This window comes from Levilactobacillus zymae DSM 19395, from assembly GCF_001434115.1.
Lineage (GTDB): Bacteria > Bacillota > Bacilli > Lactobacillales > Lactobacillaceae > Levilactobacillus > Levilactobacillus zymae.
Genome location: NZ_AZDW01000022.1, coordinates 36,592 through 61,643 on the forward strand (window position 1 = coordinate 36,592; position 25,052 = coordinate 61,643).

At 55.3% G+C, this 25,052-nt stretch carries 19 protein-coding genes, 2 tRNA genes and 1 other RNA gene; 7 read left to right on the forward strand and 15 right to left on the reverse strand.

What is annotated here, in order from left to right; genetic code table 11:
- Positions 1 to 47: 47 nt before the first annotated feature.
- A tRNA-Gln gene (locus tag FD38_RS05240) sits at positions 48 to 119 on the reverse strand.
- A gap of 170 nt (positions 120 to 289) precedes the next feature.
- Between FD38_RS05240 and FD38_RS05245 the strand changes: the two genes are divergently transcribed.
- Positions 290 to 363: transfer RNA gene (locus FD38_RS05245), tRNA-Glu, on the forward strand.
- A gap of 166 nt (positions 364 to 529) precedes the next feature.
- On the opposite strand, the gene FD38_RS05250 is transcribed toward FD38_RS05245, so the two are convergent.
- The 6 genes from FD38_RS05250 to FD38_RS05275 all read right to left on the reverse strand — a co-directional run bounded on the left by FD38_RS05250 (position 530) and on the right by FD38_RS05275 (position 10,948).
- Positions 530 to 4,132, reverse strand: a complete 3,603-nt coding sequence (locus tag FD38_RS05250; RefSeq protein ID WP_057731998.1) for a mucin-binding protein — start codon at positions 4,130 to 4,132, stop codon at positions 530 to 532.
- A 510-nt stretch (positions 4,133 to 4,642) separates the two neighbouring features.
- The gene (locus tag FD38_RS05255; RefSeq protein WP_057731999.1) at positions 4,643 to 5,989 is read right to left on the reverse strand and encodes a glucose-6-phosphate isomerase; all 1,347 of its coding nucleotides are present in this window, start codon (positions 5,987 to 5,989) and stop codon (positions 4,643 to 4,645) included.
- Positions 5,990 to 6,132: 143 nt separating this feature from the next.
- Entirely contained in the window at positions 6,133 to 7,002 is an 870-nt protein-coding gene (locus FD38_RS05260) for a GRP family sugar transporter (protein WP_057732001.1), read from the reverse strand.
- A 182-nt stretch (positions 7,003 to 7,184) separates the two neighbouring features.
- Positions 7,185 to 8,336 carry a class I SAM-dependent methyltransferase gene (locus FD38_RS05265; RefSeq protein WP_057732003.1) on the reverse strand — a complete coding sequence of 384 codons (1,152 nt, stop codon included), beginning with the start codon at positions 8,334 to 8,336 and terminating at the stop codon, positions 7,185 to 7,187.
- A gap of 414 nt (positions 8,337 to 8,750) precedes the next feature.
- The gene (locus FD38_RS05270; RefSeq protein WP_057732005.1) at positions 8,751 to 10,217 is read right to left on the reverse strand and encodes a sensor histidine kinase; all 1,467 of its coding nucleotides are present in this window, start codon (positions 10,215 to 10,217) and stop codon (positions 8,751 to 8,753) included.
- Between the two features lie 2 nt (positions 10,218 to 10,219).
- Positions 10,220 to 10,948: a response regulator transcription factor gene (locus FD38_RS05275; RefSeq protein WP_057732007.1), complete on the reverse strand. Its 729-nt coding sequence runs from the start codon at positions 10,946 to 10,948 to the stop codon at positions 10,220 to 10,222.
- A 267-nt stretch (positions 10,949 to 11,215) separates the two neighbouring features.
- On the opposite strand from FD38_RS05275, the gene ssrA reads away from it, so the two are divergent.
- Together ssrA and FD38_RS05280 are read left to right on the forward strand one after the other, a co-directional pair.
- Positions 11,216 to 11,586: a transfer-messenger RNA gene (gene ssrA, locus FD38_RS12570) on the forward strand.
- A 322-nt stretch (positions 11,587 to 11,908) separates the two neighbouring features.
- Positions 11,909 to 12,874, forward strand: coding sequence for a hypothetical protein (locus tag FD38_RS05280; protein WP_057732009.1), 966 nt, complete (start codon positions 11,909 to 11,911; stop codon positions 12,872 to 12,874).
- Between the two features lie 77 nt (positions 12,875 to 12,951).
- Here the strand turns inward: FD38_RS05280 and FD38_RS05285 are convergent, their stop codons facing one another.
- Together FD38_RS05285 and FD38_RS05290 are read right to left on the reverse strand one after the other, a co-directional pair.
- Positions 12,952 to 13,221, reverse strand: a complete 270-nt coding sequence (locus tag FD38_RS05285; RefSeq protein WP_057732011.1) for a helix-turn-helix domain-containing protein — start codon at positions 13,219 to 13,221, stop codon at positions 12,952 to 12,954.
- A gap of 2 nt (positions 13,222 to 13,223) precedes the next feature.
- Positions 13,224 to 14,405: a hypothetical protein gene (locus FD38_RS05290; protein ID WP_057732013.1), complete on the reverse strand. Its 1,182-nt coding sequence runs from the start codon at positions 14,403 to 14,405 to the stop codon at positions 13,224 to 13,226.
- A gap of 239 nt (positions 14,406 to 14,644) precedes the next feature.
- On the opposite strand from FD38_RS05290, the gene FD38_RS05295 reads away from it, so the two are divergent.
- The 4 genes from FD38_RS05295 to FD38_RS05310 are packed head-to-tail and all read left to right on the forward strand — an operon-like array spanning position 14,645 to position 18,671.
- The gene (locus tag FD38_RS05295; RefSeq protein ID WP_057732014.1) at positions 14,645 to 15,697 is read left to right on the forward strand and encodes an ABC transporter ATP-binding protein; all 1,053 of its coding nucleotides are present in this window, start codon (positions 14,645 to 14,647) and stop codon (positions 15,695 to 15,697) included.
- A complete protein-coding gene (locus FD38_RS05300) occupies positions 15,690 to 16,583 on the forward strand; it encodes a carbohydrate ABC transporter permease (RefSeq protein ID WP_057732016.1) in 894 nt (297 codons plus the stop codon). The genes FD38_RS05295 and FD38_RS05300 overlap by 8 nt, the downstream gene beginning before the upstream one ends.
- Entirely contained in the window at positions 16,580 to 17,398 is an 819-nt protein-coding gene (locus FD38_RS05305) for a carbohydrate ABC transporter permease (protein ID WP_057732018.1), read from the forward strand. Before FD38_RS05300 ends, FD38_RS05305 begins: the two co-directional genes overlap by 4 nt.
- 10 nt (positions 17,399 to 17,408) lie before the next feature.
- Positions 17,409 to 18,671, forward strand: a complete 1,263-nt coding sequence (locus tag FD38_RS05310) for an ABC transporter substrate-binding protein (RefSeq protein ID WP_057732020.1) — start codon at positions 17,409 to 17,411, stop codon at positions 18,669 to 18,671.
- 91 nt (positions 18,672 to 18,762) lie between these two features.
- Here FD38_RS05310 and FD38_RS05315 read toward each other — a convergent pair whose 3' ends face one another.
- The 6 genes from FD38_RS05315 to FD38_RS05340 all read right to left on the reverse strand — a co-directional run bounded on the left by FD38_RS05315 (position 18,763) and on the right by FD38_RS05340 (position 25,005).
- Positions 18,763 to 19,599: a CAP domain-containing protein gene (locus FD38_RS05315; protein WP_057732023.1), complete on the reverse strand. Its 837-nt coding sequence runs from the start codon at positions 19,597 to 19,599 to the stop codon at positions 18,763 to 18,765.
- Positions 19,600 to 19,760: 161 nt separating this feature from the next.
- Positions 19,761 to 20,726: a helix-turn-helix transcriptional regulator gene (locus FD38_RS05320; RefSeq protein WP_225430789.1), complete on the reverse strand. Its 966-nt coding sequence runs from the start codon at positions 20,724 to 20,726 to the stop codon at positions 19,761 to 19,763.
- Positions 20,727 to 20,809: 83 nt separating this feature from the next.
- Positions 20,810 to 21,673, reverse strand: coding sequence for a metallophosphoesterase (locus tag FD38_RS05325; RefSeq protein WP_057732025.1), 864 nt, complete (start codon positions 21,671 to 21,673; stop codon positions 20,810 to 20,812).
- A gap of 143 nt (positions 21,674 to 21,816) precedes the next feature.
- Positions 21,817 to 23,226: an anion permease gene (locus tag FD38_RS05330; protein WP_057732028.1), complete on the reverse strand. Its 1,410-nt coding sequence runs from the start codon at positions 23,224 to 23,226 to the stop codon at positions 21,817 to 21,819.
- Position 23,227: 1 nt separating this feature from the next.
- Positions 23,228 to 23,746 (reverse strand): LeuD/DmdB family oxidoreductase small subunit, encoded by a 519-nt coding sequence (locus FD38_RS05335; RefSeq protein ID WP_147007839.1) that lies wholly within the window; start codon positions 23,744 to 23,746, stop codon positions 23,228 to 23,230.
- Complete coding sequence (locus tag FD38_RS05340; RefSeq protein WP_057732032.1) at positions 23,746 to 25,005, reverse strand: 3-isopropylmalate dehydratase large subunit; 1,260 nt, start codon at positions 25,003 to 25,005, stop codon at positions 23,746 to 23,748. Before FD38_RS05340 ends, FD38_RS05335 begins: the two co-directional genes overlap by 1 nt.
- Between the last annotated feature and the right edge of the window lie 47 nt (positions 25,006 to 25,052).

Sequence of the window (25,052 nt, forward strand, 5' to 3'; positions counted from 1 at the left end):
AAAGCCGATTTCCTAACTTAGAAGTTAGAAAATCGGCTTTTACCTTATTGGGTATACTGGGATCGAACCAGTAAATTACGGATTCAGAGTCCGGTGCCTTACCATTTGGCGAATACCCAATGAGCTATGGTGTTGTGCGAAACAACTATTTAATAGTACCTTGTTTCCGAATTAGTGTCAACCGATTTTAACGAAAAATGCATAACTCCTCAGACCAAGAATTTTTATGCACAAGCCGTTGACAATTTTTCTAAAGAAGCGTAAATTAGATGTTGCTAGTCAATGACATTGCCCGCTGGTCAAACTGGTTTAAGACGTCGCCCTCTCAAGGCGGAGTTACGGGTTCGAGCCCCGTGCGGGTGATCATATAGGCGCTAAACGTTGTGAACTCGACGTTTAGCGCCTTTTCGTTTGCCTTAATTAAACTGTTATTCTTCGAATTACAAAATTAGAAATAATCATTTAAATATATTAGTTATATCGAATACAAAAAGGGCGCTTCCACCAAACGGAAACGTCCTTTTACAATTTAATTTCTCTTCCGCCGAAAACCAAACCAACCTAACAGGCTCAAGCCCAACGCTCCCAACCAAGCCCACGGCGTTGTCTGCTCGTTGGTTTGAGGTAGCGTCGTCGTCGCCGTCGTCTCATCGGCTTGCGTCAAATCGGTCGTGGCCGTCGCGTCCGCGGTCCCCGTGGCGTTCACGTTTGCCGCAGCGCCACCCGGACGACTGGCCTGAGCTGGTGCCTTAGCGGCCGGTAATTTCTGTCCTGGCTTGACGGCGTTCGCCGCGTTACCGCCCGTTGATGGGTCCGGCAAGGCGAGGTCCGGCTGGCTTCCCACGTCAATGTCCGGGACGTCTGGTAACCCTGGTTGGCCCGGGTCGACCGGTGGTAGGACCGTCCCCTTCTTCGCGTAGGTCACCGTGGTGGTCAGATCCGCGCTGGTAGCCGTCACGCCGTTCACCGCCGCCACGGTCGCCAGGTTCGGCGTGTAGCCGGTGACGGTTGGCGACTTGATCGCCGCAAAACTACCATTGCCGTCAATATTTTGCCATTCACCCCAGGTCGCCACGCCCGTCACCAAGTCACGCGTTCCGGTCCGCGTAAACGTCAACCAGGCCGTGTAGTCCGGTGCCGCCGTGGTCCCGTCCGCGTAGACGTAGTGGATGGTTTGGGTGACGCGTTTACTGTTATTGACCGTTGCTAAGCCGTGTTTCAAATGCACGGTAAACGTCTGCACGTCCGTGGTAAATTCGGCACCCGTGGCCGGGTAATCGTCGCTGACCAGTTCGTAGCCCTGCTGCAGGTAAGCCTGAATGGCCGCCGCGGTCCGGTAATCACTGATGGTGCCCGCATCGCCCTTCAAGGCCTCCGTGTGCAAGACCTTCCCCGTGGTGTCGTCCACGTAGGTGATCAGGATGTTCTGCGCATCCCTAGCGGTATAGGTCACCGTGGTCGTAAAGTCGTCACTGGTGGCCGTCACATCGGTAATGGCCGCCACTTCCGGCTGGTTGGCGATGTAGCCGGCCAGCACCGGTGAGGTCTTCGCCGCAAAACCGGTTTGACCGTCGATATTTTGCCACTCGCCCCAGGTTTCTGCCCCGGTCACCTGGTCGCGGGTCCCCTCGCGCGTAAACGTCAACCAAGCCGTGTAGTCCGGTGCCGCCGTAGTTCCATCCGCGTAAACGTAGTGGATGGTCTGGGTGACGCGTTTGCTGTTATTCAGGGTCGTAACGCCGTGTTTGAGGCGCACGGTAAAGGCCTGGGCCTGATCCGTAAACGCCACCCCGTCAACCGGGTAATCGTCGGTGACCAGTTCGTACCCCTGTTGGAGGTAGGCCTGAATCGCGGCCGCCGTCCGGTAATCGCTGGTGGTGCCGTAGATTCCCGTTAAGGTGTCGGTCTTGAGCGTGGCCCCCGTGGTCTCGTCCACGTAGGTCACCGTCACGTTTTGGACTTCCTGGGCCGTATACGTTACGGTGGCGGTCACGTCGGCGCTATCCACGGTGATCCCGTCCACGGCCGGAATTTCCAATTGGTCCGCCAGGTAGCCGGCCAGCACCGGTGAGGTCTTGGCCGCAAAACCGGTTTGACCATCGATATTTTGCCACTCGCCCCAGGTCTCCGCCCCGGTCACCTGGTCGCGGGTCCCTTCGCGCGTAAACGTCAACCAGGCCGTATAGTCCGGTGCCGCCGTGGTCCCATCCGCGTAGACGTAGTGAATGGTCTGGGTGACGCGTTTACTATTACTGAGCGTCGTTAGACCGTGTTTCAGGTGAATGGTAAAGGCCTGCGCCGCGCTGGTGAACGTCACCCCGTCGGCCGGGTAATCGTCCGTGACCAGCTCGTAGCCCGCATCCGTGTACCCCTGAATCGTGGTGTCCGTGCGGTAATCGCTGGTCGTGCCCACGTCGCCCGTCAGGTTCTCGGTGGCCAGGGTTTCCCCGGTGGTGTCGTCCACGTAGGTCACCGTGGCGGTAGCGGTGGCTTCACCGATGGGCTGGTACACGATAGCCCCCGCCATCAGATCAAAGTCCTTCATGGGTTGACCTAAACTATTTTCGGGATACGTTGTATACGTCGCATCATCATAGTAAAACTGGCCATAAACCAGTTGCCCGTTATGTAACATCGGGTTAACCAGCGTGTACTTCCAGACCTTCTTTTCTTGACCATTCTCAATGATCGTTGCTTCGTGGGGTTCCGCAATCACCAGGTCCCCACTACCATCGTTCTGATAATAACGTACTTGATACTTGACTGATTCGCCTAGAATACCTTTCATGGGTGACGTCACTTCGACCGTATCCCCCGGCTGATAAGCAATTTTATCCGTTGCTTGGTAATACTGGTTTCTCCCTACCACTCGCGATGCCGTATTGGGTGACAGGGTGTTCAGGGCACTGAAATCCATGATGCTGTTCCCGGAAAATGCGACTGTTTGCGACGATGTCGTTGGATTTTCTAAGATTTTTTGAACAAAGGGTGCCAAGATTTCAAATTGGTGGGTCGTCATCCCGGTAAAATGTATTTTATTAATATTGGTGGCCGTGAATTCCAGATTTTGAATGGTATCCGATTCATACTGCGTTATCGTCTCTAACTGCTCATCGCTCGCGCTTCCCCAAAAATCAGAGGTCCAATCCAACCAGCTAATCTTCACCCCTAATAAAGGTGAAAAATCAATATTTTGGACTTCCTCACCCGAGGACCCCAGTTGAGCATATATCGTTATCCCTTTGCGATTTTCTGGCAGATACCTAAAAATTTCTAATCCCTTAAAACTCAAAATCGGTTGAAAAACATTGTTACCATTCGCGTCTTTTCCAGTCGTATCAATTCTCAGTGACGCGGACGGACTAGCGTTTCTAATCGTATCTAAATAGATGGCATCCCCATCTTTCAGGCCCAGCGCCTTCCGCACGGCCGCCAGTAAAACCGGGTCGTCAAACCGGGCACTCAAATCCTCATCGTCGCTAATCTCATCGGGGTCGGGCGTCGGCGTGGTTGCCAACGCTGCTGGCGCGGCCATGGCTTTGGCCGGCGCCTGTTGCGCATGATCAGCGTCCGACGCCTCTCCTGCCACGGAATCCGAATCCGCCGGCTGTTCAGTGGCTGGTGGTGTCGTTGAATCCCGCTGTTCATCTGGCGTTGTGGTTACCGTCGGATTGGCCGGGTTCTCAGTCTGCGGCGCCGTTGAATCCGGTTGATCAGAAGTATCTGCTTCCGGGGTATCTGCTTCCGGGGCATCCACTTCCGGAACCGTCGTGGCATCTGCGTCCGACGTCTGCGCCGGTTCAGTGGGTTCCTGTTCCGGTTGGTCGGTCGCTGACTGCGCCGAATTCTTCGGGGTTTGTTCGTCCGGTTCGGACGTCTCGGTCACCGGTGCCGGGTCCTGGGCGGCCGCATCCGTCTGGGCCTGTTCCGTCGCGGTAACGGTTGTGATCGTTGCCTGCGTATTTTCTGGCGTCGTTTGCGCCGCTTGGCTAGTGGTCTCAACTGGTGAAGTGGTCGTGTCCGCATGTGCCGTAGTTCCCGCCAAAACCATCCCGGTCAAGACGGCCGTCGCTAGGCTAGACGTAATCCACCATTTCTTACTATTGTTAGCGGTTACATGTTCTCGTGTCATTCTAGTCCCTCCTCTAAAGTGGTCCCCACCACTTTAAGTTACGCTGTGATTGATTAAGACAATTAGCCAATTCAATATCTCACAAATAAATTATACACTATAACTTAATTAAAAACCATTTCTACGATAAGTAATTAATGTTGTCATCTACCGGTAAAGTCGTTGAATTTACAATCTTGTGAAGCTAATAATCACTATCGTTTCGGCGCTATCGCGGGAATTAGCCCTAGTTTTCACTAGATAACTGAACAATCGCCGATTTCGGAATGTTTTCCGCAACTTGTCACCAGTCGTTCGTCAGCTACCGGACACTTTTTTAGTTGTGGGTAATCTTTATCTGAATTATGCCGCCAAACCACGGGATTAGCAAAAAATTTATCTTATGGGACAAAAAATATTTTATCAACGGCGGTTTGCCGGGCTATCTGTCCCACCAAATGCCCCCTAGAACGACCAAAAGCGCCCCACAAAATTGTGAGACGCTTTGTCGTGTTCAATGAATAATCAAGTTTAGAGCCGGTCGTTCAATTGCTTGCCGAGGTCTTCAAAACCAGGCTTGCCTAACAGGGCAAACATGTTGGTCTTGTAGGCTTCCACACCGGGTTGGTTGAACGGATTGATGCCGTTCAAGTAACCGGAAATGGCAATGGCCACTTCGAAGAAGTAGATCAGGTAACCCAAGGTGTATTCCGTTTGATCCGGAATGTGCACGCTCATGTTCGGCACGCCACCATCGGTATGAGCTAAGGTGACCCCTTCAAAGGCCTTAGTGTTGGCAAAGCCCATGGTGCGGCCTTCCAGGTAGCCTAAACCGTCTAGGTCGTCGGCTTCCTTCGGGATATCCACGTCATGTTCTGGTTGGTCCACCATCACAACGGTTTCCATCAGCTTCCGTTGACCTTCTTGGATGTATTGGCCAAACGAGTGCAGGTCGGTACTGAAGTTGGCGGAAGATGGGTAGATCCCCTTGCCGTCTTTCCCTTCGGATTCACCGGTCAATTGCTTCCACCATTCGGCGAAGGCGGCCAGGCGTGGTTCGTAGTTTTCTAATAATTCAACCGTGTACCCCTTACGGTATAAGATGTTCCGTAAGGCGGCGTATTGGTAAGCTTCGTTCTTAGTCAAATCTGGGTTGACGTAGGCGTCCTGCGCATCGGCAGCCCCCTTCATCAACTGGTCGATGTCGGCACCGGATGCGGCGATTGGCAACAGACCCACGGGGCACAAGACGGAGTAACGGCCACCCACGCCATCGGGGATGACGAAGGTTTCGTAACCAGCAGCGTCGGCTTCGGTCTTCAGGGCACCCTTGGCCTTGTCGGTCGTAGCATAGATCCGCTTGTTAGCTTCGGCTTGGCCGTACTTCTTGATCAACATGCCCTTGAAGATCCGGAAGGCGATTGATGGTTCCGTCGTAGTCCCCGACTTGGAGATCACGTTAACGGAGAAGTCCCGGTCGCCAATCAAATGAACCAGATCATGGACGTAGTCGGCACTGATGGAGTTCCCCACGAAGAAGACTTGGGGACCCTTGCGTTGATCGGCAGGTAAGGTGTTAAAGAAGGTGTCGTGTAAGAAGTCCACGGCCATCTTGGCGCCCAAATACGAACCCCCGATACCGATAACGACCAAGACTTCGGAGTCCTGACGAATCTTCTTAGCGGCGGCCTTGATCCGGTCAAATTCCGCTTTATCGTAGTCATGAGGAAGGGTCAACCAATCCCGGAAGTCACTCCCGGCACCGGTCCCTTGCCGCAATTCTGTATCCGCGGCGTTAACCATGGCTTGGATTTCTCCAAGTTCATTATCATTGACGAATGGTGCAAGTTTGGAACTATCAAAGGCGATATGTGCCATATTCAGATAACCTCACTTTGTATTTGTATTGACTAGTCCATTATAACGCTTTCACCCTAAATGTAAATGGTCTAGTCCACAATTTTTATATAAATTTAACCATAAAAAAAGGCCGACAACGCCCGTCATCAGCCCGTTTAAGCTTATTTCATCAAACCGAGAGTGACCCCACCAGCGATGACCAATAAGGAGCCAATCGTCGTGTAGACCATTTCGCGGCCAGTCTTCTTTTCGCCCAGTAACCAGATGCTCCCAAAGGTGGAAATGACAATCCCACATTGTGCTAACGAGTAACTGATGGCCAGTCCGACCTTCGGAATCGCCATGAACATGAAGAAGTTCCCAATCCCCCAGACTAATCCGGTGATGATGTTCTTCGCGGTCGCCGTATGCCAGACCTTCCGGCGGTTCTGCGGTGACAAGACGATAAAGATCAGGGCCCCTAAAATCATCCCTAAGGATTGCGGGAACAAGATCAGCTTGGAATCCAAGCCGGACAAGTTAACGATCACCGTGTAGAGCACGTAACCCACCGTCGAGATGGCGATGGCCGTGGCCCCGCGACCGGCTTCGACCGGTTCGCTGCTGACCCCTTGCCGCTTGTCCCGTAAGGACGTTAAGGCGGCCCCGGCAATCAAGACGATTACCGCGATGGTGCCCATGGTCACCATGCTGGCGGTCTTCCATTCATGGAAGAGTAACACCCCGGCCAAGGCCGTCCCGGCGAGTTGTAACCCCGTTGAAATCGGCACGGTCCGCGAAATCCCAATGAACTTCATCGATTGGAACTGTTGGAATTGTCCCACCGCCCAGCAAAGACCGGACGCAATTCCGACCAGCATCGCGAAGCCGGTCAAGTGAACGTGAAAATACATTAATGAAAACAATCCGAACAAAACTGCGCCGGCCGTCATTCCCAAAGTTTGTTGGTAGGAAGTCCCACCTAACCGGCCACTGATCAGACCGATACTGCCCCAGCAAAGTGCCGGGATCAGTGCGAATAAAATTGCCATTTGTAAATACCCACTCTCGTTTCATTTATGCCGAATTTATTGAAAACGCTTCATAATTAACGCACAATTAAGTGTAATGGTTTCTTCACTAAATGTAAACTATTATCTTCCAAAAAAAGCGCGAAGGAACAGTGGTCTAACCGTTCGTTCGCGCTTGATTGTGAAATTTTCATGCGTTTTCATTAATTAACTGATAGCCGAATTCCCTTCAAAACTTCGCTTTGACGGTCGGCATCGTTAGTCATAAAGTCGTCCGGCGACTGGAACGTCGTGGAAACAGTTACATGACCGGTATAATTTTCGGCCGCGTCATTTACCGTTGTCCGGAGCCGTTTTAATGAATAGCTCGGCGCCGTCGTGGTAATCAGGACGGTCGACCCACTCGTTGTGACCTGCAAGGCCTGTTGGATCAGGTCTTCTAAGTCCTGCGTCAAATCAAACTTGCGCTTCTTGCCGCGGATGAAGGCCGGTGGATTGATGAAGACCGTGTCAAACGTCAGCCCATGCTTGATGGCGTAATCCAAATAGTTGGCCACGTCCATGGTCCGCATTTCTACGGCGGCCTGGTCGAAGTTGTTGGCGGTCAGTTGCGCCTGGGTCAACGTAGCGGCCCGGTTGTTCGGGTCGACCGTGACGGCCTCGATGGCGCCCCCGACCATGGCGGCGGTGACCACCCCGGTCTCGGCGCTAAAGAGGTTCAGGACCCGCCGTTGTTGGCTGTTGTCGTGAGCCCAGGCCCGCACGTCGCGGAATTCCAGGGCCAGTTGTGGCCGGGCCACGCTGAGGTCGACCGGATAGCTCACGCCGTCTTCAATCACCGTCACAACGTCTTTCGGCAAGTCACCGGCAATCACCTGGGGCTTCTCTTGACCCGGGGCCACAGACAAAATCGTGACGTCCTTGCCCATGACCTTCTGAAAACCGGCGTAGATCAGCCGGGCTTGGCGCTTCAACGCCTGGTTTTGCCAGCGGAACACAAAGATGTTTTCCGGGTAGGCGTCGACAATCAGGCCGCCTAAGCCGTCCCCCACATCGTTAAAGAAGCGGTAGGCGCCCTGCGCGTTGATGGCCACGCGCTTGGCGTTAGCGGCCCGGAACTTGCCGGCAAAGAAGCGTTCGTCGATGGCGTCACTTTCGCGCAGGCTCAGCACGTAGCCGGCCCCGCGGTGTTGCTTGGCGAAGTAGGCCGTAGCCACGAAATGGCCGTGGTTTTCCAGTTGGACCCAGGCGCCGTCGTCGAAGTCCTGCCGGTTTTCTAAATCAGTTAAAGCAATCACGGGATAGCCGTCCTCGAATTTACGAACGGACTTCCCGGTAATTTGTATACGTTTCAAATTTTTCCTCCTCATATGGGTGGTACTTTTGGTTTAAGAGCGTCACTGCTGTCTAAACTGGCATCTTCCGGGCCAACCTAAACTGGCTGGAACGGGGTGGGCGCGGCTTTGAGCCCCCAAATCAGGTCTCAAAGTCCGACCTTTCACTAAGCCGGTCAAACCCACCGACTAAGTGAAATTTCACCCCTGAGCCAGTTTAGGTTGGCCCTACAGACAGGATAGTTCATTGCCTTATCTCAACGTGAACTCAATTCGGTCACGAATTTAAAGCACACTTTCCACAGCTCAATTCATATTTTTCTCTCTATTACAGTTACGTCACGCGAACAAGCCAACATTGGCTTGACCGGAAGCGTTCAGTTTGCGCAATCCACACAAATCCTTAACACTCTCCACTATTCTAACATGCTCGGGTTAATCCGTCTTGGCTCGGTCGACGTTCGTCTGGTGTTGGTCCGGGAAAATCACGGTGAAGGTCGTGCCGACACCTTCCTTACTGGTCACGCTAATCTTCCCGTGATGCAACTGCACCAGCTGATGGACGATGGATAGCCCCAACCCGGATTCGCCGTACTTGGTGTTCTTCCGCGACGGGTCGGCCTTGTAGTAGCGTTCCCAGATATTCTTGAGTTGCTCGTCACTCATCCCCATCCCAGTATCGGCGATTCGGATGATGGCCTCTTCGTACCCCCGCTGGGCCGAAATCGTGATCTGGCCGTCTTGGGTGAACTGAATGGCGTTTTGGGTGATGTTAAACATAATCTGGACGAACCGGTCGTAATCCGCGTACACCGCCACGGATTCGGGAACCTCCAATTCCAACGTATCGCCGGAATCCTCGGCCTTTTGTTTCAATTGTTCGACGATGTTGTGCAGCGCATCGACCGCGTTAAATTCGTGCAGGTTCAACGTAATCTGGTTGGACCGAATCTTTTCGTAGTCCAGGTTTTCGTTGACCAAGCGAATCAGCCGACTAGTCTCGCTACGCATCAGGTCGATGCTTTCTTCCTTACTCTCTTCGGGAATCGCATCGTAGGCCAGGCCTTCCAGCAAACCATTGATTGTGGTCAGCGGCGTGCGCATCTCGTGGGACGCGTTGGCCATGAACTCCCGGCGGCGCTGTTCTTGCCGTTGAATCTCTTCTTGGGATTCCTTTAACGAATGGGTCATCCCATTGAAATCGTTGATCAAATCATCAATTTCGTCCCGGTTACGGCTGACCATTTGCACGTCGTAATCGCCCAGCGCCACTTGGTTGGTGGCCGCCCGCAAGCGGTTGATTCGGTTGGTGTAGTAGCGCGCCAGAATGTAGCTGGCCACGATGGCCACCAGAATCGACACGAACAACGCCCGAATCAGGTTGTGGTTGATCTGGTTGATGTTGGTGTTGATGTCGGACACGAAGGCCCCCATCACCACCACCGCGACCAACTTATGGTTGTAGAAGTAGGGCTTCATGACCTCGGTCATCGCCGGGGTAATGCGCCCGTTCTTGTTTCGCACGCGGCGGTCGACCACCTTGTGAATGATCTGGTTATCCTTCAACTTGCGCCAATCCGTTTTATTAATGGATTGTTGGTAGAGGTTAGCGGGAAACACGATTTTGTTGTCGGCACTATAAATCGTGACGCTGACCGCTTGGTTTTGCAGCAGTTGTTCACTATTTTCCAGCGCCGTAGTGTCGAAATTGACCGTCTTGGGATTATCGGCACTGATCCGCAGGGATTGTTCGATGAGGCTGTTCGAGTATTTTTCCAGCGAATTCCAGGTGTTACTGTACACCATCCGCCGGGTCATCTGGGTGTACGACACGCCCAAGAGGACCAGAATAATCGTAATGGCCGCGAAGAATCCCAGCATTTGTTGATACATTAACTTCATTGCTATTCGGCTCCACTATCGTCAAATTTATACCCCACGCCCCAGACCGTCTGAATGATCTGTGGGCCGACCTTTTCGATCTTTTGCCGCAGCTTCTTGATGTGCGCGTCCACCGTTCGTTCGTCGCCGTAGTATTCGTAGTCCCAGACCAACTGTAAAAGCTGTTCGCGGGAGAAGACCTGCCGTGGCTTTTGGGCCAACGTCTTTAACAGGTCGAACTCTTTAGGCGTCAAATCTTCGATCTGCTTGCCGTTGAGGTAGGCTTCACGGGTCTTGGTGTTGAGCTTGAAATGTTCGGTGACCACGTCAAAGGACTCGGTATCGTCTAACGGCGCGTCCTCGCTGCCCTTCGACACGGGCCCCAATTCGGCGCGGCGGTGTAGGGCCTTGATCCGCGCAATCAGCGTAATCGGGCTAAACGGCTTGGTGACGTAATCGTCGGCGCCCATTTCGAGGCCCAGGACCTGGTCGCTTTCCGAGTCTCTGGCAGTCAGCATGATAATCGGGACCGTCGGCGACAGTTTCCGAATCTCGGCGCTGACCTGCATACCGTCTAACCCGGGTAGGTTCAGGTCCAGCGTGACCATGTCCCAGTCGTTGGGACTGGCGGCGAACATTTCCACGGCTTCGTTGCCGTCATAGGCAAACTGCGCGTCCCACTTTTCCTTTTTGAAAAACATCGACATCATTTGTGAGACGGAATGATTGTCTTCAATCATCAATAACTTCATATTTAAGGACGACCTCCAAAATGGTTCTAATTTGTGGCCGACTAAAAGCTGGTGGGTGATATGACCCCGAGCTTACCCGGTGAATCAGACCGCACCATGATAGAATCGTGAAGTTTCTGTAACTTTTAGCGGCAGCCGAAACGTTGCGGCTTGGTATTTACCTATTATACTATACTGTCTGGCCGGAATTTGCCTTAAATTACCCGCGATTGGGCGAAATATTTTGCAGGTCTCCCAGAGTATGGTAAACTTGATGAGTATCGTTTTGGGGCCGTTCTGGATTCGACTGGTATAGGTCGAGCCTTGGTTGCACTCCGTAGCGGCATCTACGTTAAAAGGTCCAGTTTATTATAACTGCAAAAAATAATAACAATTCTTACGCTTTAGCTGCTTAATAGGCGCTTAACGTAGATCCTCCTAGTCTTACCCGCGGGCTAGATCTGGGTCCTAAATTTAACGGGTTACGCTGACTGGCTTCCACCTGGAGCTGTTCAGAAGAGCTTAATCAGGTTAGCTCAGCATGTTGGCCCTGACAGGCGGCAAGTTGTTGGGTGAAAATTTAAGTAGTCTGCCTATGAGTGTAGAGGCTGGGGTGGCGATATGCTAGGACGCGGGTTCGATCCCCGCCGGCTCCATAAAAGACTTTTTGCGGGATGAGATGATCCCAGAAACGCTGGTAAATCAGCGTTTTTATTTTGGTCAATTTTAATGGCTAGTGTGATTTGATTACCGGTTAGACAGCCAAAATGACATTCAAAAATCAACCAGTGGTGGTCGGAATAATCAACTGTTAGCTTAGCGGCTAGCAGTTTTTATTTGGCCATTTTCGGCTCCCCTCAGATTTATTTAAACTTTTTGCCGGCCCTTCTCACCTGCGCCAAATGGTGACCGCCCTCTTTCGTACAATAAGGGTATCGATTGCAACGATGATCGATAATTACATTAAAGGGGTCGATTTTTATGCAAACTAAGCAAACTGTTTATTCTCAATTAGTAACCGAACCAACTGGCTTTTCACTGGTAAATGAAGCGGGACAGCCCGATCGGCCCCTGCACCTTTACGACTTTGCGTCCTTTCTTTCCTACAAAAACTTACCGACGAACCAGGCCATCCGCGACGCCATCGCGACCCAAACGCAACCGCTGACCCCCGCGACCGCCGAAACCGTGGCCGGCGTCGACGTCACCGTTGACACCACGCCCTTCACAGACTCCGCACGGAACCAAGAACCGTTTAATAACGACTACATGTTCGTCGCCCTCAACTGCGCCGTGCGGAAGGAAAACTACAGCGACGAAAAATGGCGGATGTTCCACGACGTTCAACGCAAGCCCAACACGTTCTACCTGGCTTTCAAAACCAACGCCCCGCGCTTCCGGGAAGCCTACATTACCGATATCTTGAAAAATAGTCTGGAAAGCCTCGCCAGCAATGCCAAAGCAAAATTTTTCGTCGACGAGGAACAAAAGGGCACACACCACCTACTCACGGACGACGTCACGACCCTGGCCACGATTCTGCACGCTAAAGACGTCAAACGCTTTGCCCGCGACCAAAAGGCCAACGCTCGCCGTGCCACGCCGAAACCCATCTTACCCGTGACCGCCGTGGCTGAATTCGCTGCGTTGATTCCCGCCTACCGCGACACCTACCGCAAGAGCGCCGCGCTATTTAGCCGCGAATGCGCCATCGTGCAACCCAAACAACTCATCGTGTTCGGCAACGATGCGCTCGCCACGATGCAAAACATGGTCAACGACGGCCTATTTGACGCTGACCCGACCGTTCAGGGCCTGATCAAAAACGCGCTGGAAACCGAACATTACGCCGCTCAAGGCAAGGTTAAGGGAAAGGGCATGGCCGCTCGGTACTGGATGGCGGCCGCCGACACCCTCACCGCCGCGACCGACCGCGCCACTAACTAATTTCATCCGTATCACCACTAAGGGCCACCCGCAACCGGGTGGCCCTTTCACTTTTAACCCATCGCCCTGCCGTGGTTTTAGAGTTGGTGAGCCGTCATAAATTGATCCGCGGAAACGCGACTAATTCGACAAATATTGCCGACGATGGTGACCCGTAAGCCTTGCCGGATGAAGGCCGCCAGGGTCACGGGCGACACGTGCAAATATTTAGCCGCCTCTGTTTTAGTCATATACGGGTTGAACTGCTGCCGTTCGCCGGCCTCCCTAAAGGCCCTCACCGCCATGGCCTGCATGACCGTCCCAATCTGTTGAATGGCCTGGTCTGATAATTCTAAGGGAATCTCCACGCTCATGCCTTCCTTTCCGACGCGTCTTGGCCGTCACCGTCAAACTTCTGGTACGCCGACCCGAACCGCGCCATGAATTCCGCTAACAGTTGCGGATCCTGCCGCTGACTGACGACCGGCCCGCTGACCGGCGTTCCCGTGGTCAACGGCCAGAAGTGCGCCACCGTGGCCGCCAGATCCGGCGCCGTCACATGTTGGCTGACGTACGCGTCCCAGAAACGTTTCATCTTGGTGGTCTGCGCCCGAAAATCCTGTTCCGCCTGGTCGCCTTGAATCAGGTCGTCTTGGAACCGCTCAATGGTTTGTTGCCGCTCAAGCGCCTCGGCCCCCGAAAAGGTGATCTCCCACAATAACCACGCCACGCCTTCCCAGAAGTGGTCCGCCGGTAAGGTCAGGTCCATCCCCAGAAGCTCCGGGTACGACCACAGATACAAATCGGCGTGGTCCTGGCCGTCCGCGTCATCATGCCGCTGCTCGGTCCAGGGCCGGTCGGCGTGACGCGGCTGGTAGCGCACCACGATATGTTGCTGGGTGGTCGGCTGTGCCAAGTCGCTAAAGCTGCGCAGTTCCGTGAGCGCGGTGGTCAGAATGGTGCGCACCTGGGTTTCGTCGTAAGTATCCCCCAGTTGGGTGGTCAGTTCACCGACCATCACCGCGAAATTCAAGGAATCAGTCGCCGCCGGTAAAATATCGGTCCAGTACGTAATGGGCACGGGCCAGGCCCAGAGTGTGAGGGTCTCGCTGGTCAGGGCTACGTGCTGGTTCAAGTTTTCCTGATCGACGGCAGACAACGGGTTCCAGGTCACCGAATAGTGCCGGTCGGTCGTAGCCGTATGCACAATCAGTTGCGTCACATCCTGAAATGCCAAGACCCGGTCGCGGCCATCGCTTAGGCGCGCCTTACCCGTCGCAAACGTTTGGGCGTGAAAGTTAGCTGGCTCGGCGGCCACTTGGAGTTCGAAGCCGACCAGGTCGGTCGCCGGGCCCGTCTCACCGGGCAAGAGCCAAAAATTCGTGACGGCCGCTGCTTCGATGGTGACCGTTTCGACGTTTTCAAAAACCAGTTCCACGGACAACGCCATGAGCCGCGTGAGGTCCACCTGCGTGGCGGTCTGGCGTAACCGTTGGAGATAAGCCCGAGTGGCCCCGACAGACACCCGGCGTTGATAAGTCGTTAGATTCACTGCAATCCCCTCCTTAACTCGTTGCGCCCCTATCATAGTCAAAAATGCCGGTCAAACCCAAGTTAACGTCTTACAAATTTAATAATATGAAGGATTAGCTTTTTCCGCAAAATTGGCTTCCGTCACGCCAACCAAACAACTCAGCCCCTTCACGGTCATCTCACCATACCAACGGCCGCTCAAATAGTTTATAATAAATCGTAATTGTGTTGCTTGAAGACCCGTGAGGAGGCGCTACCGTGCAAGTGAAGTTAACCGATATTACCCTAAGCTATCCGTCACAACCGCCCGTCTTGACTCACCTCAACTTGACGGTGGCTAACGGCGAATTGGTCGCGTTATTGGGCCCGAGCGGCAGTGGCAAAACCACCCTACTCAACCTGTTGGCCGGTCTGCTGACCCCTAGCGCCGGGACGTTGACCTTCGACGGCACCGACGTGACCCAGCAAGACCCGCGCCAACGCCACATCGGCATGGTCTTTCAGGACTACGCGCTGTACCCGCACTTAAGCGTCTTGGCCAACATCGCCTTCCCGCTGAAAATGGCCCACGTCAAGCGGCCCGAACGGCGGGCCCAGGCACGCCACTACGCCCAACTGGTCCACGTCGACGACCAACTGACCAAGTTGCCCCGTGCCCTTTCCGGCGGCCAGCAACAACGCGTGGCCTTGGCCCGCGCACTGGTCAAACACCCCGCGTTATTACTGCTCGACGAACCCCTCTCCAACCTCGACGCCGCCCTTCGCGTCGAACTACGCGACGAGATTCGTCGTCTCCAGCGGCTGACCGGTGTCACCACCCTGTTCGTGACCCACGACCAGACCGATGCGCTCCGGATCGCCGACCGCATCGTGGTCCTTGCCAACGGGCAGATTCAACAGGTCGGGACCGGCGAACAGCTCTACCGGCACCCCCACACCCAATTCGTGGCCGAGTTTATCGGGACGCCGCGCCTTAACTGCGTGCCCTACGCTACCGCGGCCCCCTTCCTAACCATCCCCGGCCTCCCCACGGCCCGCACCCTGGGCATCCGCAGCGAAGCGCTCACCCTCGTCCCGGCCACGGCAACGCCCCAGCCGATCCTCGCGCAGTTAACCGCGACCGTGACCCGGCAAGTGGTCATCGGCCGCGACCGGCAGACCAACCTGGCCACGCCCTGGGGGTCCCTGCTCAGTACCACTCTGCCCGCCATGCCGGCCGGTCAACCGGTCCAACTCGCCGTCACCGCCCGCGGGAGCTTTCTGTTCGACGCCGCCGGACACTGTATTTGGGACGGTGATTGCGATGCTTAACGCTAAACCGACCTTAAAATCCACCCTGGTGGCCCTCCTATACCTGGCCCCCTTGCTCCTGATTGTCGGGGTCTTTACCCTGTGGCCGCTACTGACCTCGTTTCTGATGAGCGGCTACACCCACTATAACTATTTCACCAACCACGTTGGCGGCTTCGGCGGGGCTAATTTCAGCTACCTGTGGCACGACCCTAACTTTCACCTGGCCCTCCGGCACACCCTGATCTTCGTTTTAGGAGTGGTCCCGGCCACGGTAATCCTCGCCCTGGGAATCGCGCTCCTGTTGAACCGCATCACCTGGCTAGCGACCTTCTTTCGCACGGTCTACTTTCTGCCGTTCGTCACGGCCACCGTGGCCATTTCGTTGGTCTGGGGCTGGTTGTTGCGGCCAGACAACGGGCTGATCAACCTCCTCTTTCGGACCCACATCGACTGGCTCAACGACCCGCGGTACGCGCTGGGGGCGGTGATCATGGTCTGCATTTGGCAAAATCTCGGCGTCAACATCATCCTGTTTCTCGCCGGCCTGGGCCGCATCGATCGACGCTACCAAGCCGCCGCCACCCTCGACGGGGCGTCGACCTGGCAACGCCTGACCAACGTGACCTGGCCACTGCTCCTGCCCATGACCGTGCTGATCACGGTCAACGCCATCGTGACCAACTTCAAGGTCTTCAACCAAATCTACGCGCTCTTTCACGGCACGGCCGGTCCAGGCAACGCCGCGCTGACGTTGATGTACTACCTGTACCAGCAGTTCTACGTGGAAAACCAATATCCCGTGGCCGCGGCCTGCGGGGTGGTCCTGTTCGCCCTGATCTTACTGGTGACCGGACTGGCGGCCCTGTACTTTCACCGCCACGCTTGGTGGGAGGGTCGTCGATGAAAATTTACAAGATCACGTTCATTTACCTGCTGCTCACCCTGGGCGCGGTGACCATGTTACTGCCGTTCGGCTGGATGCTGTTGACCAGCCTCCAACCGGCCGCCACCACGTTTGCCACCGGCCACCTGGCGATTCCTACCGCCTGGCAGTGGGTCAACTACCCACGCGCCTGGCACGCCGCCCCGTTCGCCCGGTACTGTCTCAACTCACTAGTGGTCACCCTGACCACCACGGTCGGGCAAATGCTTACCAGTATTCTGGCCGCCTTTGCCTTCACCCACCTGCGGTTCTACGGGCGCCGGGTCCTCTTTGACGGCCTGATTGCCCTGATGATGGTGCCCGGTGAACTCCTGTTGATTCCCAACTTCGTGACCATGACCCGCCTGCACTGGGTCGACACCTACGCGGCCCTCATCGTCCCCTGGCTGGCCAGCATCTTCGCCATGTTCGCGCTCCGGCAGGCCTTTACCGCCCAGTCACCGACCACTTACTACGCCGCGCGACTCGACGGGGCCAGCAACTGGCAGTACCTCTGGCAAATCCTGGTCCCCGCCAACCGCTCGACGTTAACGGCGGTCGCGGTGCTGCAGATCATCGGCTCCTGGAACGCCTTCATGTGGCCGTTGATCATCACCAATTCCGACCGGTTGCGGACGTTACCGGTCGGACTGATGGCGTTCACCAGCGAGGCCGGTACCAATTACCCGTTACTGATGGCCGCCACGGTTTGCGTGCTACTCCCGTTATTGGTCCTGTACCTTCTGTTACAAAAATACATCATCGCCGGGGTCACCCGAACGAATCTGAAAGGATAACCAAATACATATGAAATATCTTCGTCAATTACTCTTATATGGGCTGGGGGCCCTCGTCGTTGTGACCCTCAGCGCCTGCGGCCGGTCCCAAGCGGCCACGTCGACCACCAGGCCCGTGACCATCACCTTCTGGCACGGAATGACCGACCAGCACAAGGCCACGCTGAACCACCTGATCACCCAGTTCAACCGCTCGCAGACCCGCTACCGGGTCGTCGGCAGTAGCCAGGGCGATTTCGCCAGTCTCCAACACAAAATCATGGCGGGCGCCAAGGCCCACACGTTGCCCACCATCGCGCAAACGGCCTACACCAACGTGCCCACCTACGTTCAGGGCGGCTTCATCACGCCCCTTGACCCCTACCTCAAGCCAGGCGCGCTCAAGGATGTCTACCCGGCCTTTCTAAAAGCCACCACCTACCGAGATCGGACCTACGCCTTTCCGTTTTCCAAGTCGGCACGGATTCTGTTCTACAGTCCCCAACTCCTCAAACGGACCGGGTTACGGGTGCCGCGGACCTGGGCCGAGCTCAGTCGTGACGGGCAAAAAGTCCACGCCCAGGGCCTGACCGGGGTCGCGTTCGACCAAAGCTTCATGAGCGAACTCGACGACCTGATTGCCCAGACCGGGACGCCGTTGATTTCCGACCAACTGAAGGTCAACGCCAACAGTCCCGCCGCGCTGAAAGCGACTCACGTGATCTACGACATGCTCCAACAAAAGACCGCCACGACCGCCGGCACGGACGGCTACGGCAGTACCCAATTTTTCGCCGGCAAGACCCTCTTCTACTGTGGGTCGTCGGCGGCCATCCCCATCATGCAGGCCAGCGCACCCAAGGGCTTCCGGTGGCAAACGGCACCCCTGCCCAGCTATCAGGGCCACCACGCCACCTCGATCGCCGGTAACGACCTGGTCTTGTTCAAGTCCGCCTCACCGGCGCAACGGCGGGGGGCCGCGGCCTTCATGACCTTCCTGTTACAGAAGCGCCAGACCACCTACTGGGCGCAAAAGACCGGATACCTGCCGTTGACCAAGGCCGCCCAGCGCGACACCAAGTTTCAGGCTTACCTGGCCAAACACCCGACGGCCAAGGCGGCCAACCAGTCCATCAAGTTCGGCTTCCAGGACGTGGCCTTTCGGGGGTACCCGCAATATTTCATGGCGCTTAGCCAGGCCACCGACCAGATGACCAGCCAGCACCAGACGCCGGAAAAGGCCATGGGCAGGCTACAACGACAAACTGAACGGATTATTAAGCAGAATCGGTAAACGCAAAAGCGACTGCCCGCCACATGTATGCTGTGGTGAGCAGTCGCTTTTTTTGAATTAACTGGTTAGCGTTACCGGGTCAAACCCAATCCTAATAGTCTTCGTTGATGGCGTTGTAGATGCTGTCACCCTTTTGGGCCCAGCCAATCCCAATCTTGGTCGATTCTGGGTGTAACAGGTTATCCCGGTGTCCCCAGTCGGAATCCGCATCGTCATACAGGTATTCGTAGGCCGCCCGTTTGCCGACACTCAGCGGATCATACCCGCTTTCCATGTAGAGACATTCCGAAACGCCTGAAGTGATTCCGAATTGGGGCGCCCGGTCAAAGGCAATGAAGTTTCCCGCCTGGTCGTAATGGTCCAGGGCGTTCAGTTGCTTGGTATCGTTGGCCCGGCTCGCCGCTAGCTGCATGAACTGGCTATCGATGACCAGCGGTGCCGCGTGTTTCTCGGCCCGGTACTTGTTGACCGCGGCTAAGAAATCCTGGTTAGCCTGAGCTTGCCAGTTAGTGGTCGTGGCCTTGGTCGTCGTTGGTTTGGTCGTGGTCGTTGATTGGGGCGTGACCTTCGTGGCGACCTTGGCGGGCTTAACCGTGACCCGCTTGAGGTAGCCGTGCCAGATCCAGCCCTTAAACTTCTTGTTACTTATGTAGTAGTACATTGCGGCGGACTGATTGCCCTTTTTGATCTTCGCGTGCTTAGTGACGTAGAGCGTGGCGCGCTTAGTGGTCGCAGCCTTGGCTCGTACCTTGGTCAGCTTCGTGGACGTGTAAATCTTGCCCTTAGTCGCGCGGTAACCCTTCTTGGCCACCTTGGTAACCTTCAACGTCCGGGTCTTGGTCTTGGCTTGCGTGGGGACGGGCGCAACGGTGGCCAGTCCCAGCACGGTCGTGAGCACGGCCACTCCGGTCAATTTCATCAACTTCATCATTTTTCCTCCAATGGATAAATTTTGATTGGTCGTCTGAAACCGATTCCAATCAACGTTTCCCATTATACCCTGCCGGCCCGTCATAATTTGTCATCTGCGCCGCTGATCCGTAACTTTTCTAAAAAATAACGTCAATTATTATTTGATGAGGGTTCATTTTAACCCTCTTTATCATCAGCAATCAAATATTGGTCCCGTGCAGCCGTCAATTCAGCGCGCATTCGGTTCACTAGCGACGGTGGCGACACCACTTGCAGGTGCGCGCCCTGACTCAGCAGCCAAAACATCGCACCATCCACCTTGACGTAGGCTTCAATCAGGTGACTACCGTCCGGCCGCGTTTCCAAGACCCGCGACCCGGGAAAGTGGTCCAGCACCGTTTGTAAGTAGTAACGGTAGATAAAACGGATCTGGGTCAGCGACCCCGAATCCAACAGGTAGGTCTGGTGGCGGTGGTCCTGTAAAGAGAACCGTTCGGCGTAATCGAGCTTTTCACCGGCCGCCTTTTCCAAGATTTGCTCGATCCGGTCGAGGCGGTATAACCAGTAACCGCCCCGCTCCTGGCTCAGCATGGCCACGTAGAAGTAGTAGTTTTCGAAAAATAGCGCTACGGGCTGGGCGTGGTGCGTCAGTGGCTGGGGTTCCGTGGCGTGACTACTCAGGTAAGTAAACGTAAGCCGCTGGTTATTCACGATGCAGTCGGCCACTTCCTTTAAGCGGTGAAGCAACGGTTTGGGCCGCGATAAGGGCGTGTAACTGCCCCGCGGCACCGTGAGTTCGCGGCGGACCAACGCGCGCATGGCGGGTGAAAGACTGGCACTCAAAAAATCCAGTGTCGCGGCCAACTCGGGCGAGTTCAACGCCCGCGACCCCAGCAAGATATTACTGGTGGTCAGGACCATCTCCAAATCGGCAGTCTCACTGCGTCGAGCCAGCCGGTAGGTCCCCGGGCGTTCTTCGATTTCACCGACCCGGTATTCCGTTAGTGCGCGGCGGATGTAGGAAATGTCACGCTGACAAGTCCGCAAACTGATCTGATATTGTTTTTTTAAGTCGGTCTGCTTCAGCGTTTCGCCACTCATCAGTCGGACCATCATCTCGGCGACCCGTGCGTTGCTCTCCATCCCGGTTCCTCCTCATCCAGTTGATTAGACCTTCATCATAGCACGTTTTGCCACGAAAAAAGCCGTCATCACGGCTTTTTCATCTATGGTTGTTCGGTTAACGCACCCAGTCGGCTGACGGCGGCTTCGCTTAACGGCTGCTCGCCGGGCGTCAAGTGTTGCTTGACCACGCGCACGGTCTGCACCAGTTGCCCGCCGGCCGTTAACGTCAACGCCAAGATGCCGCCATCGTAGGCGTCCGTGTGACTGCCGGCATCAATCAGATACCGAGGCACGTCGTTAGCGGTGGCCTGCATTTTCAAATAGCCCGCCTGGCCCGGCCCCTGCAGCGTCTGAACCGGCGTGTGCCCGGTGACCATGACCTTCCCCAAGGTGTTGGGATGCCAGCCCAAATCGTGGTGAGCGGCGTCACGAAAATAGTAGTCGTCCCGAATCCACAACAGGTCGTCGCGGCGCTGGTCATTGGCCGGCCGGTTCCAATCGATGCCCGCGTGCGCGGCAAACAATTGATTTGTCTCCCAGGTCAGTGGCAAATGGGTCAAGAAATCCGTGAACGGTCGTAACGGGCCATGGGTCAACGCCGCACCGACCCGGGCCAACCGCGTCGAGCGAATCCCCAGCTGCCGCCAAGTTTGCACGCCGTGGTTGATTTTCCAGGTCTGGTAGGTCAATTCGTCCCGCCGTGCGGTCTGGACCCAAAAGTCGTCGTGGTTCCCCAGTAAAGCCACGTCGCCGTGGTGGGTGACGCGGTCTTGAATGATTCGTAAGACCCCCAACGGATCGCGCACGACCGGCTCCACGTGGTCACTAAACCGTCGGATGGTGCGTCCGTCGATGTAGTCGCCTAAGAAGATCAGCCGACTGGCGGCTACCACCGGGTCGGTCAACAAGACTCGCAAGTCGGCCGCCGCCCCGTGAACGTCCCCAATAAACGTAAAGTTTTCCATATCGCTTGGCCTCAATTCTCTTAATTCCAGTTCCTCAATAATTCGATTCTACCTAGAAACCCACGGCCAACGCAATTCAGACGATTCGTAATTTTGGGGATGACAATTAAAAAATCCGGCCGATTTAGCCGGACTTACTCGTGTTACCAAATACCAATGAGTTTCATCCACCCCAGACCCACACCGACCCAAATCACCAGGTAGTAGAGTCCCAGGATAAAGTTCAACCGCCACCAATCATTCTGCGGAACGTAACCCGACCCGAAGAAGACGGAAGCCGGACCGTTCGCGTAGTGCGTGGTGGACGCATAGATGGCCGACGTAAAGGTCAGAAGTAAAGCCGCCAAAAGATGTGGGACCCCGGCCGCCAACGCCACCCCTAGCAGGGCACTGTACATCGCGGTCACGTGAGCCGCCTGACTGGCGAACAAGTAGTGTGAGTAGAAGTAGACAATTACTAAGACTAGTAAGACGGTCAACCAATTAAGTCCCTTCAACTGACTAGAAATAGCCCGCGATAGCCAAGGAATGAATCCCAGTTGGTTGAGTTGATTAGCCATAAAAATCAGAATCGAGAACCACACGACCACGTTCCACGCCCCGGTCTCGTGTAAGACGTCTTGAGCCGTCAGCACGCCCGTCAGGAGCAACAACGCTACGGCAATAAAGGCAACGACCGTGGCGTCTAGCCCCAGCATCCCCGAGAAGATCCACAGCACTAACGCCAAGCCGAAGATTCCCATCATGAGTTTTTCTTGTAATGTCATAGGCCCCATTTTGGTCAGCTCACGTTGGGCCCAGTCCCGCGCGTCCGGTGTCTCCTTGATTTTCGGCGGATACAACCGGTAAACCAGGTAAGGTACCGTGGCTAAACAGATAATGCCAGGAACCAGCGCGGCCAAGAACCATCCGAACCACGAAATTTTGATGCCAAACGAAGCGGCTAAACCTAACGCAATCAGGTTAGGGGCCATGGCCGTCATGAACATGGCACTGGTCACGGTGTTCGCATGAAATTCCGTGAAGATCAGGTAGGCTCCAATGTCGCGTTCCGTGTGTTGCTTAGGCGTCGAGCCAAAGGTTTCCGACAGCGACTTGATAATTGGGTAGATGATGCCCCCGGCCCGGGCCGTGTTACTCGGCGTGGCCGGAGCCGTGACCAGGTCAATCCCTTCGATGGCGTAGGCCAATCCCAGTGTTTTCTTGCCAAACAGTTTCACGAACCAGAGTGCCCAGCGTTGCCCCAATCCCGTCTTCGAAAAGCCCCGTGAAATCATGTAGGCCATAGCAATTAACCAAACGGTTGTGTTGGCAAACGCCTGAATCGCCGTTTCGATGGGGGCAATCCGTAAGACCAGCAACACGGTCAGGCCCAGAATGGCGACCCCCGCCAATGGTAACGGCTGCGTGATGCAGGCCACGATGGTCGCCAGAAACAACGCCAGCAAATGCCAAGCAACTAACGAGATTCCCGCCGGTCGCAGGGGGCTGGCTAACCAGACGACCAGACCGAGAATTACCGGTAGCGTGAACGCCTTATACTTAACAGCCATCTCATTCGCGCACCTTTCCCTGACTCGTCATGGCTCGCATCAAGGGCTTGATCCCCCCGTGAGAAAGGATATTCATGATGTAATCGTCAAGGGGTTCAACGGGGGCCGTCCAGCCGTTGGTCAAGTTTTTAAATTCGCCGGCTTTCAGGTCCAATTGAAGTTGGTCGCCCGGTTGAACGTGGGCGTGGACGTGCGGACAGGTGATGACCGGAAGCCCCAGATTAATCGCGTTACGAAAGAAGATCCGGGCAAAGGATTCCGCCACGATGGCGCCGACCTGGTTGCCCTTTAGGGTAATCGCGGCGTGTTCACGTGAGGAACCGCAGCCGAAGTTAGTCCCGGCCACGATGAAGTCGCCCGGTTGCGTTTCCTGGACAAAGTCGGGATCGTCGCTGCCCGCCATGGCGTATTTCTTGATATCGGCCTCTTCGGTATATTCAATGAAGCGTGCCGGATAAATCTGATCCGTGTCGATGTTCTGACCAAATACATGTGCGTGACCCGTTCTTAAAGTTTTCATCATTCAGCCTCCACGTAGTCTCTAGGATCCGTAATCTGACCGGTCAACGCCGCCGTAGCGGTCGCGGCCGGAGAAGCCAGGTAAATCTGGCCCTTTAAACTCCCCATTCGACCGGGGAAGTTCCGGTTCGACGTCGACATGCAGACCTCATCGGCGGCAATCAGCCCTTGGTGAATCCCGATGCAGGCCGCACAGCCCGACGGCGACAGGGTGGCGCCGGCGTCCAATAGATCTTGAATATACCCCCGCGCAATGCATTCTCGGGTTACTTCGCCACTGGCCGGGACAATAATCAGGCGGGTATCGAGTGCAATATGGTGCCCCTTTAAGATCTTGGCCGCAGTGGCAAAGTCCTGTAACCGTCCGCCGGTACACGACCCAATGTAGGCTTGATCCACGTGGACACCCTGATAGTCGCTTAAATCGTGAACGTTATCCACATCGGCGGGGGCGGCGACCTGCGGCCCAATCTGTCCCACGTCGTACGTGATTTCTTCTTGGTAGTGATAATCCTCATCGGTGGTGTAGACGGTGTAGTCCGTAACGCCCTTCGCCTTTAAGAAATTCCGCGTCCGGTCATCCGGTTGGATATAGCTGGTCGCCGCCCCCATTTCCGTGGTCATGTTACACAAGGCCAAGCGTTCGGAGATGGTCATGTCCTTGAGCGCCGGCCCCGCAAACTCAATGGCCTTGTAGATGCCGTGGTCGGCTTTCAGGTCACCCAAAATATGTAAAATCACGTCCTTAGCGTAAACGCCCGGGTGAAGGTGCCCCGTAAGGGTGATTTTGATGACTTCCGGCACCTTGAACCATAATTTTCCAGTGATGAGAATCGTGGCAAGGTCGGTCGCCCCCACGCCGGTCCCAAAGGCTCCCAAGGCCCCGTGCATGGTCGAATGCGAATCCGTGATGACCACGATTTCGCCGGGCTTGGCTAACCCGCGATCCACCACCACCTGGTGACAGACCCCTTGGTTAACGTCCATCAGATTCGCGATACCTTGTTCGTGGGCGAACTGCCGGAACTTCTTGTGGTCCTCGGCCTGAATCACGGTCGCACACGGCGCGTAATGGTCGAAGAAAATCAGAACATCGTCGGGATGTTTGACCCGTTGACCGCCCATCTCCACAAATGACTTCACCGTTTGATAATACAAATCATTGATGCCGGCCACGTCAACGTCACAATTGACGATTTGACCCGCGTGAACCCGGTCGACCCCCGCCTTAGCCGCGAGGAGCTTTTCGATTGCGTGCATGTGATCATCCTCCTAGTTGGTTAGCTACATCTTGATAGTAACTTCAC

What these genes read in the sequence shown, in the direction of transcription:
- FD38_RS05250 (WP_057731998.1), bottom strand. Translation starts at nt 4,132, where the DNA reads ATGACACGAGAACATGTAACCGCTAACAATAGTAAGAAATGGTGGATT.
- FD38_RS05255 (WP_057731999.1), bottom strand. Translation starts at nt 5,989, where the DNA reads ATGGCACATATCGCCTTTGATAGTTCCAAACTTGCACCATTCGTCAAT.
- FD38_RS05260 (WP_057732001.1), bottom strand. Translation starts at nt 7,002, where the DNA reads ATGGCAATTTTATTCGCACTGATCCCGGCACTTTGCTGGGGCAGTATC.
- FD38_RS05270 (WP_057732005.1), bottom strand. Translation starts at nt 10,217, where the DNA reads ATGAAGTTAATGTATCAACAAATGCTGGGATTCTTCGCGGCCATTACG.
- FD38_RS05275 (WP_057732007.1), bottom strand. Translation starts at nt 10,948, where the DNA reads ATGAAGTTATTGATGATTGAAGACAATCATTCCGTCTCACAAATGATG.
- FD38_RS05280 (WP_057732009.1), top strand. Translation starts at nt 11,909, where the DNA reads ATGCAAACTAAGCAAACTGTTTATTCTCAATTAGTAACCGAACCAACT.
- FD38_RS05300 (WP_057732016.1), top strand. Translation starts at nt 15,690, where the DNA reads ATGCTTAACGCTAAACCGACCTTAAAATCCACCCTGGTGGCCCTCCTA.
- FD38_RS05305 (WP_057732018.1), top strand. Translation starts at nt 16,580, where the DNA reads ATGAAAATTTACAAGATCACGTTCATTTACCTGCTGCTCACCCTGGGC.
- FD38_RS05310 (WP_057732020.1), top strand. Translation starts at nt 17,409, where the DNA reads ATGAAATATCTTCGTCAATTACTCTTATATGGGCTGGGGGCCCTCGTC.
- FD38_RS05315 (WP_057732023.1), bottom strand. Translation starts at nt 19,599, where the DNA reads ATGAAGTTGATGAAATTGACCGGAGTGGCCGTGCTCACGACCGTGCTG.
- FD38_RS05320 (WP_225430789.1), bottom strand. Translation starts at nt 20,726, where the DNA reads ATGGAGAGCAACGCACGGGTCGCCGAGATGATGGTCCGACTGATGAGT.
- FD38_RS05325 (WP_057732025.1), bottom strand. Translation starts at nt 21,673, where the DNA reads ATGGAAAACTTTACGTTTATTGGGGACGTTCACGGGGCGGCGGCCGAC.
- FD38_RS05330 (WP_057732028.1), bottom strand. Translation starts at nt 23,226, where the DNA reads ATGGCTGTTAAGTATAAGGCGTTCACGCTACCGGTAATTCTCGGTCTG.
- FD38_RS05335 (WP_147007839.1), bottom strand. Translation starts at nt 23,746, where the DNA reads ATGAAAACTTTAAGAACGGGTCACGCACATGTATTTGGTCAGAACATC.
- FD38_RS05340 (WP_057732032.1), bottom strand. Translation starts at nt 25,005, where the DNA reads ATGCACGCAATCGAAAAGCTCCTCGCGGCTAAGGCGGGGGTCGACCGG.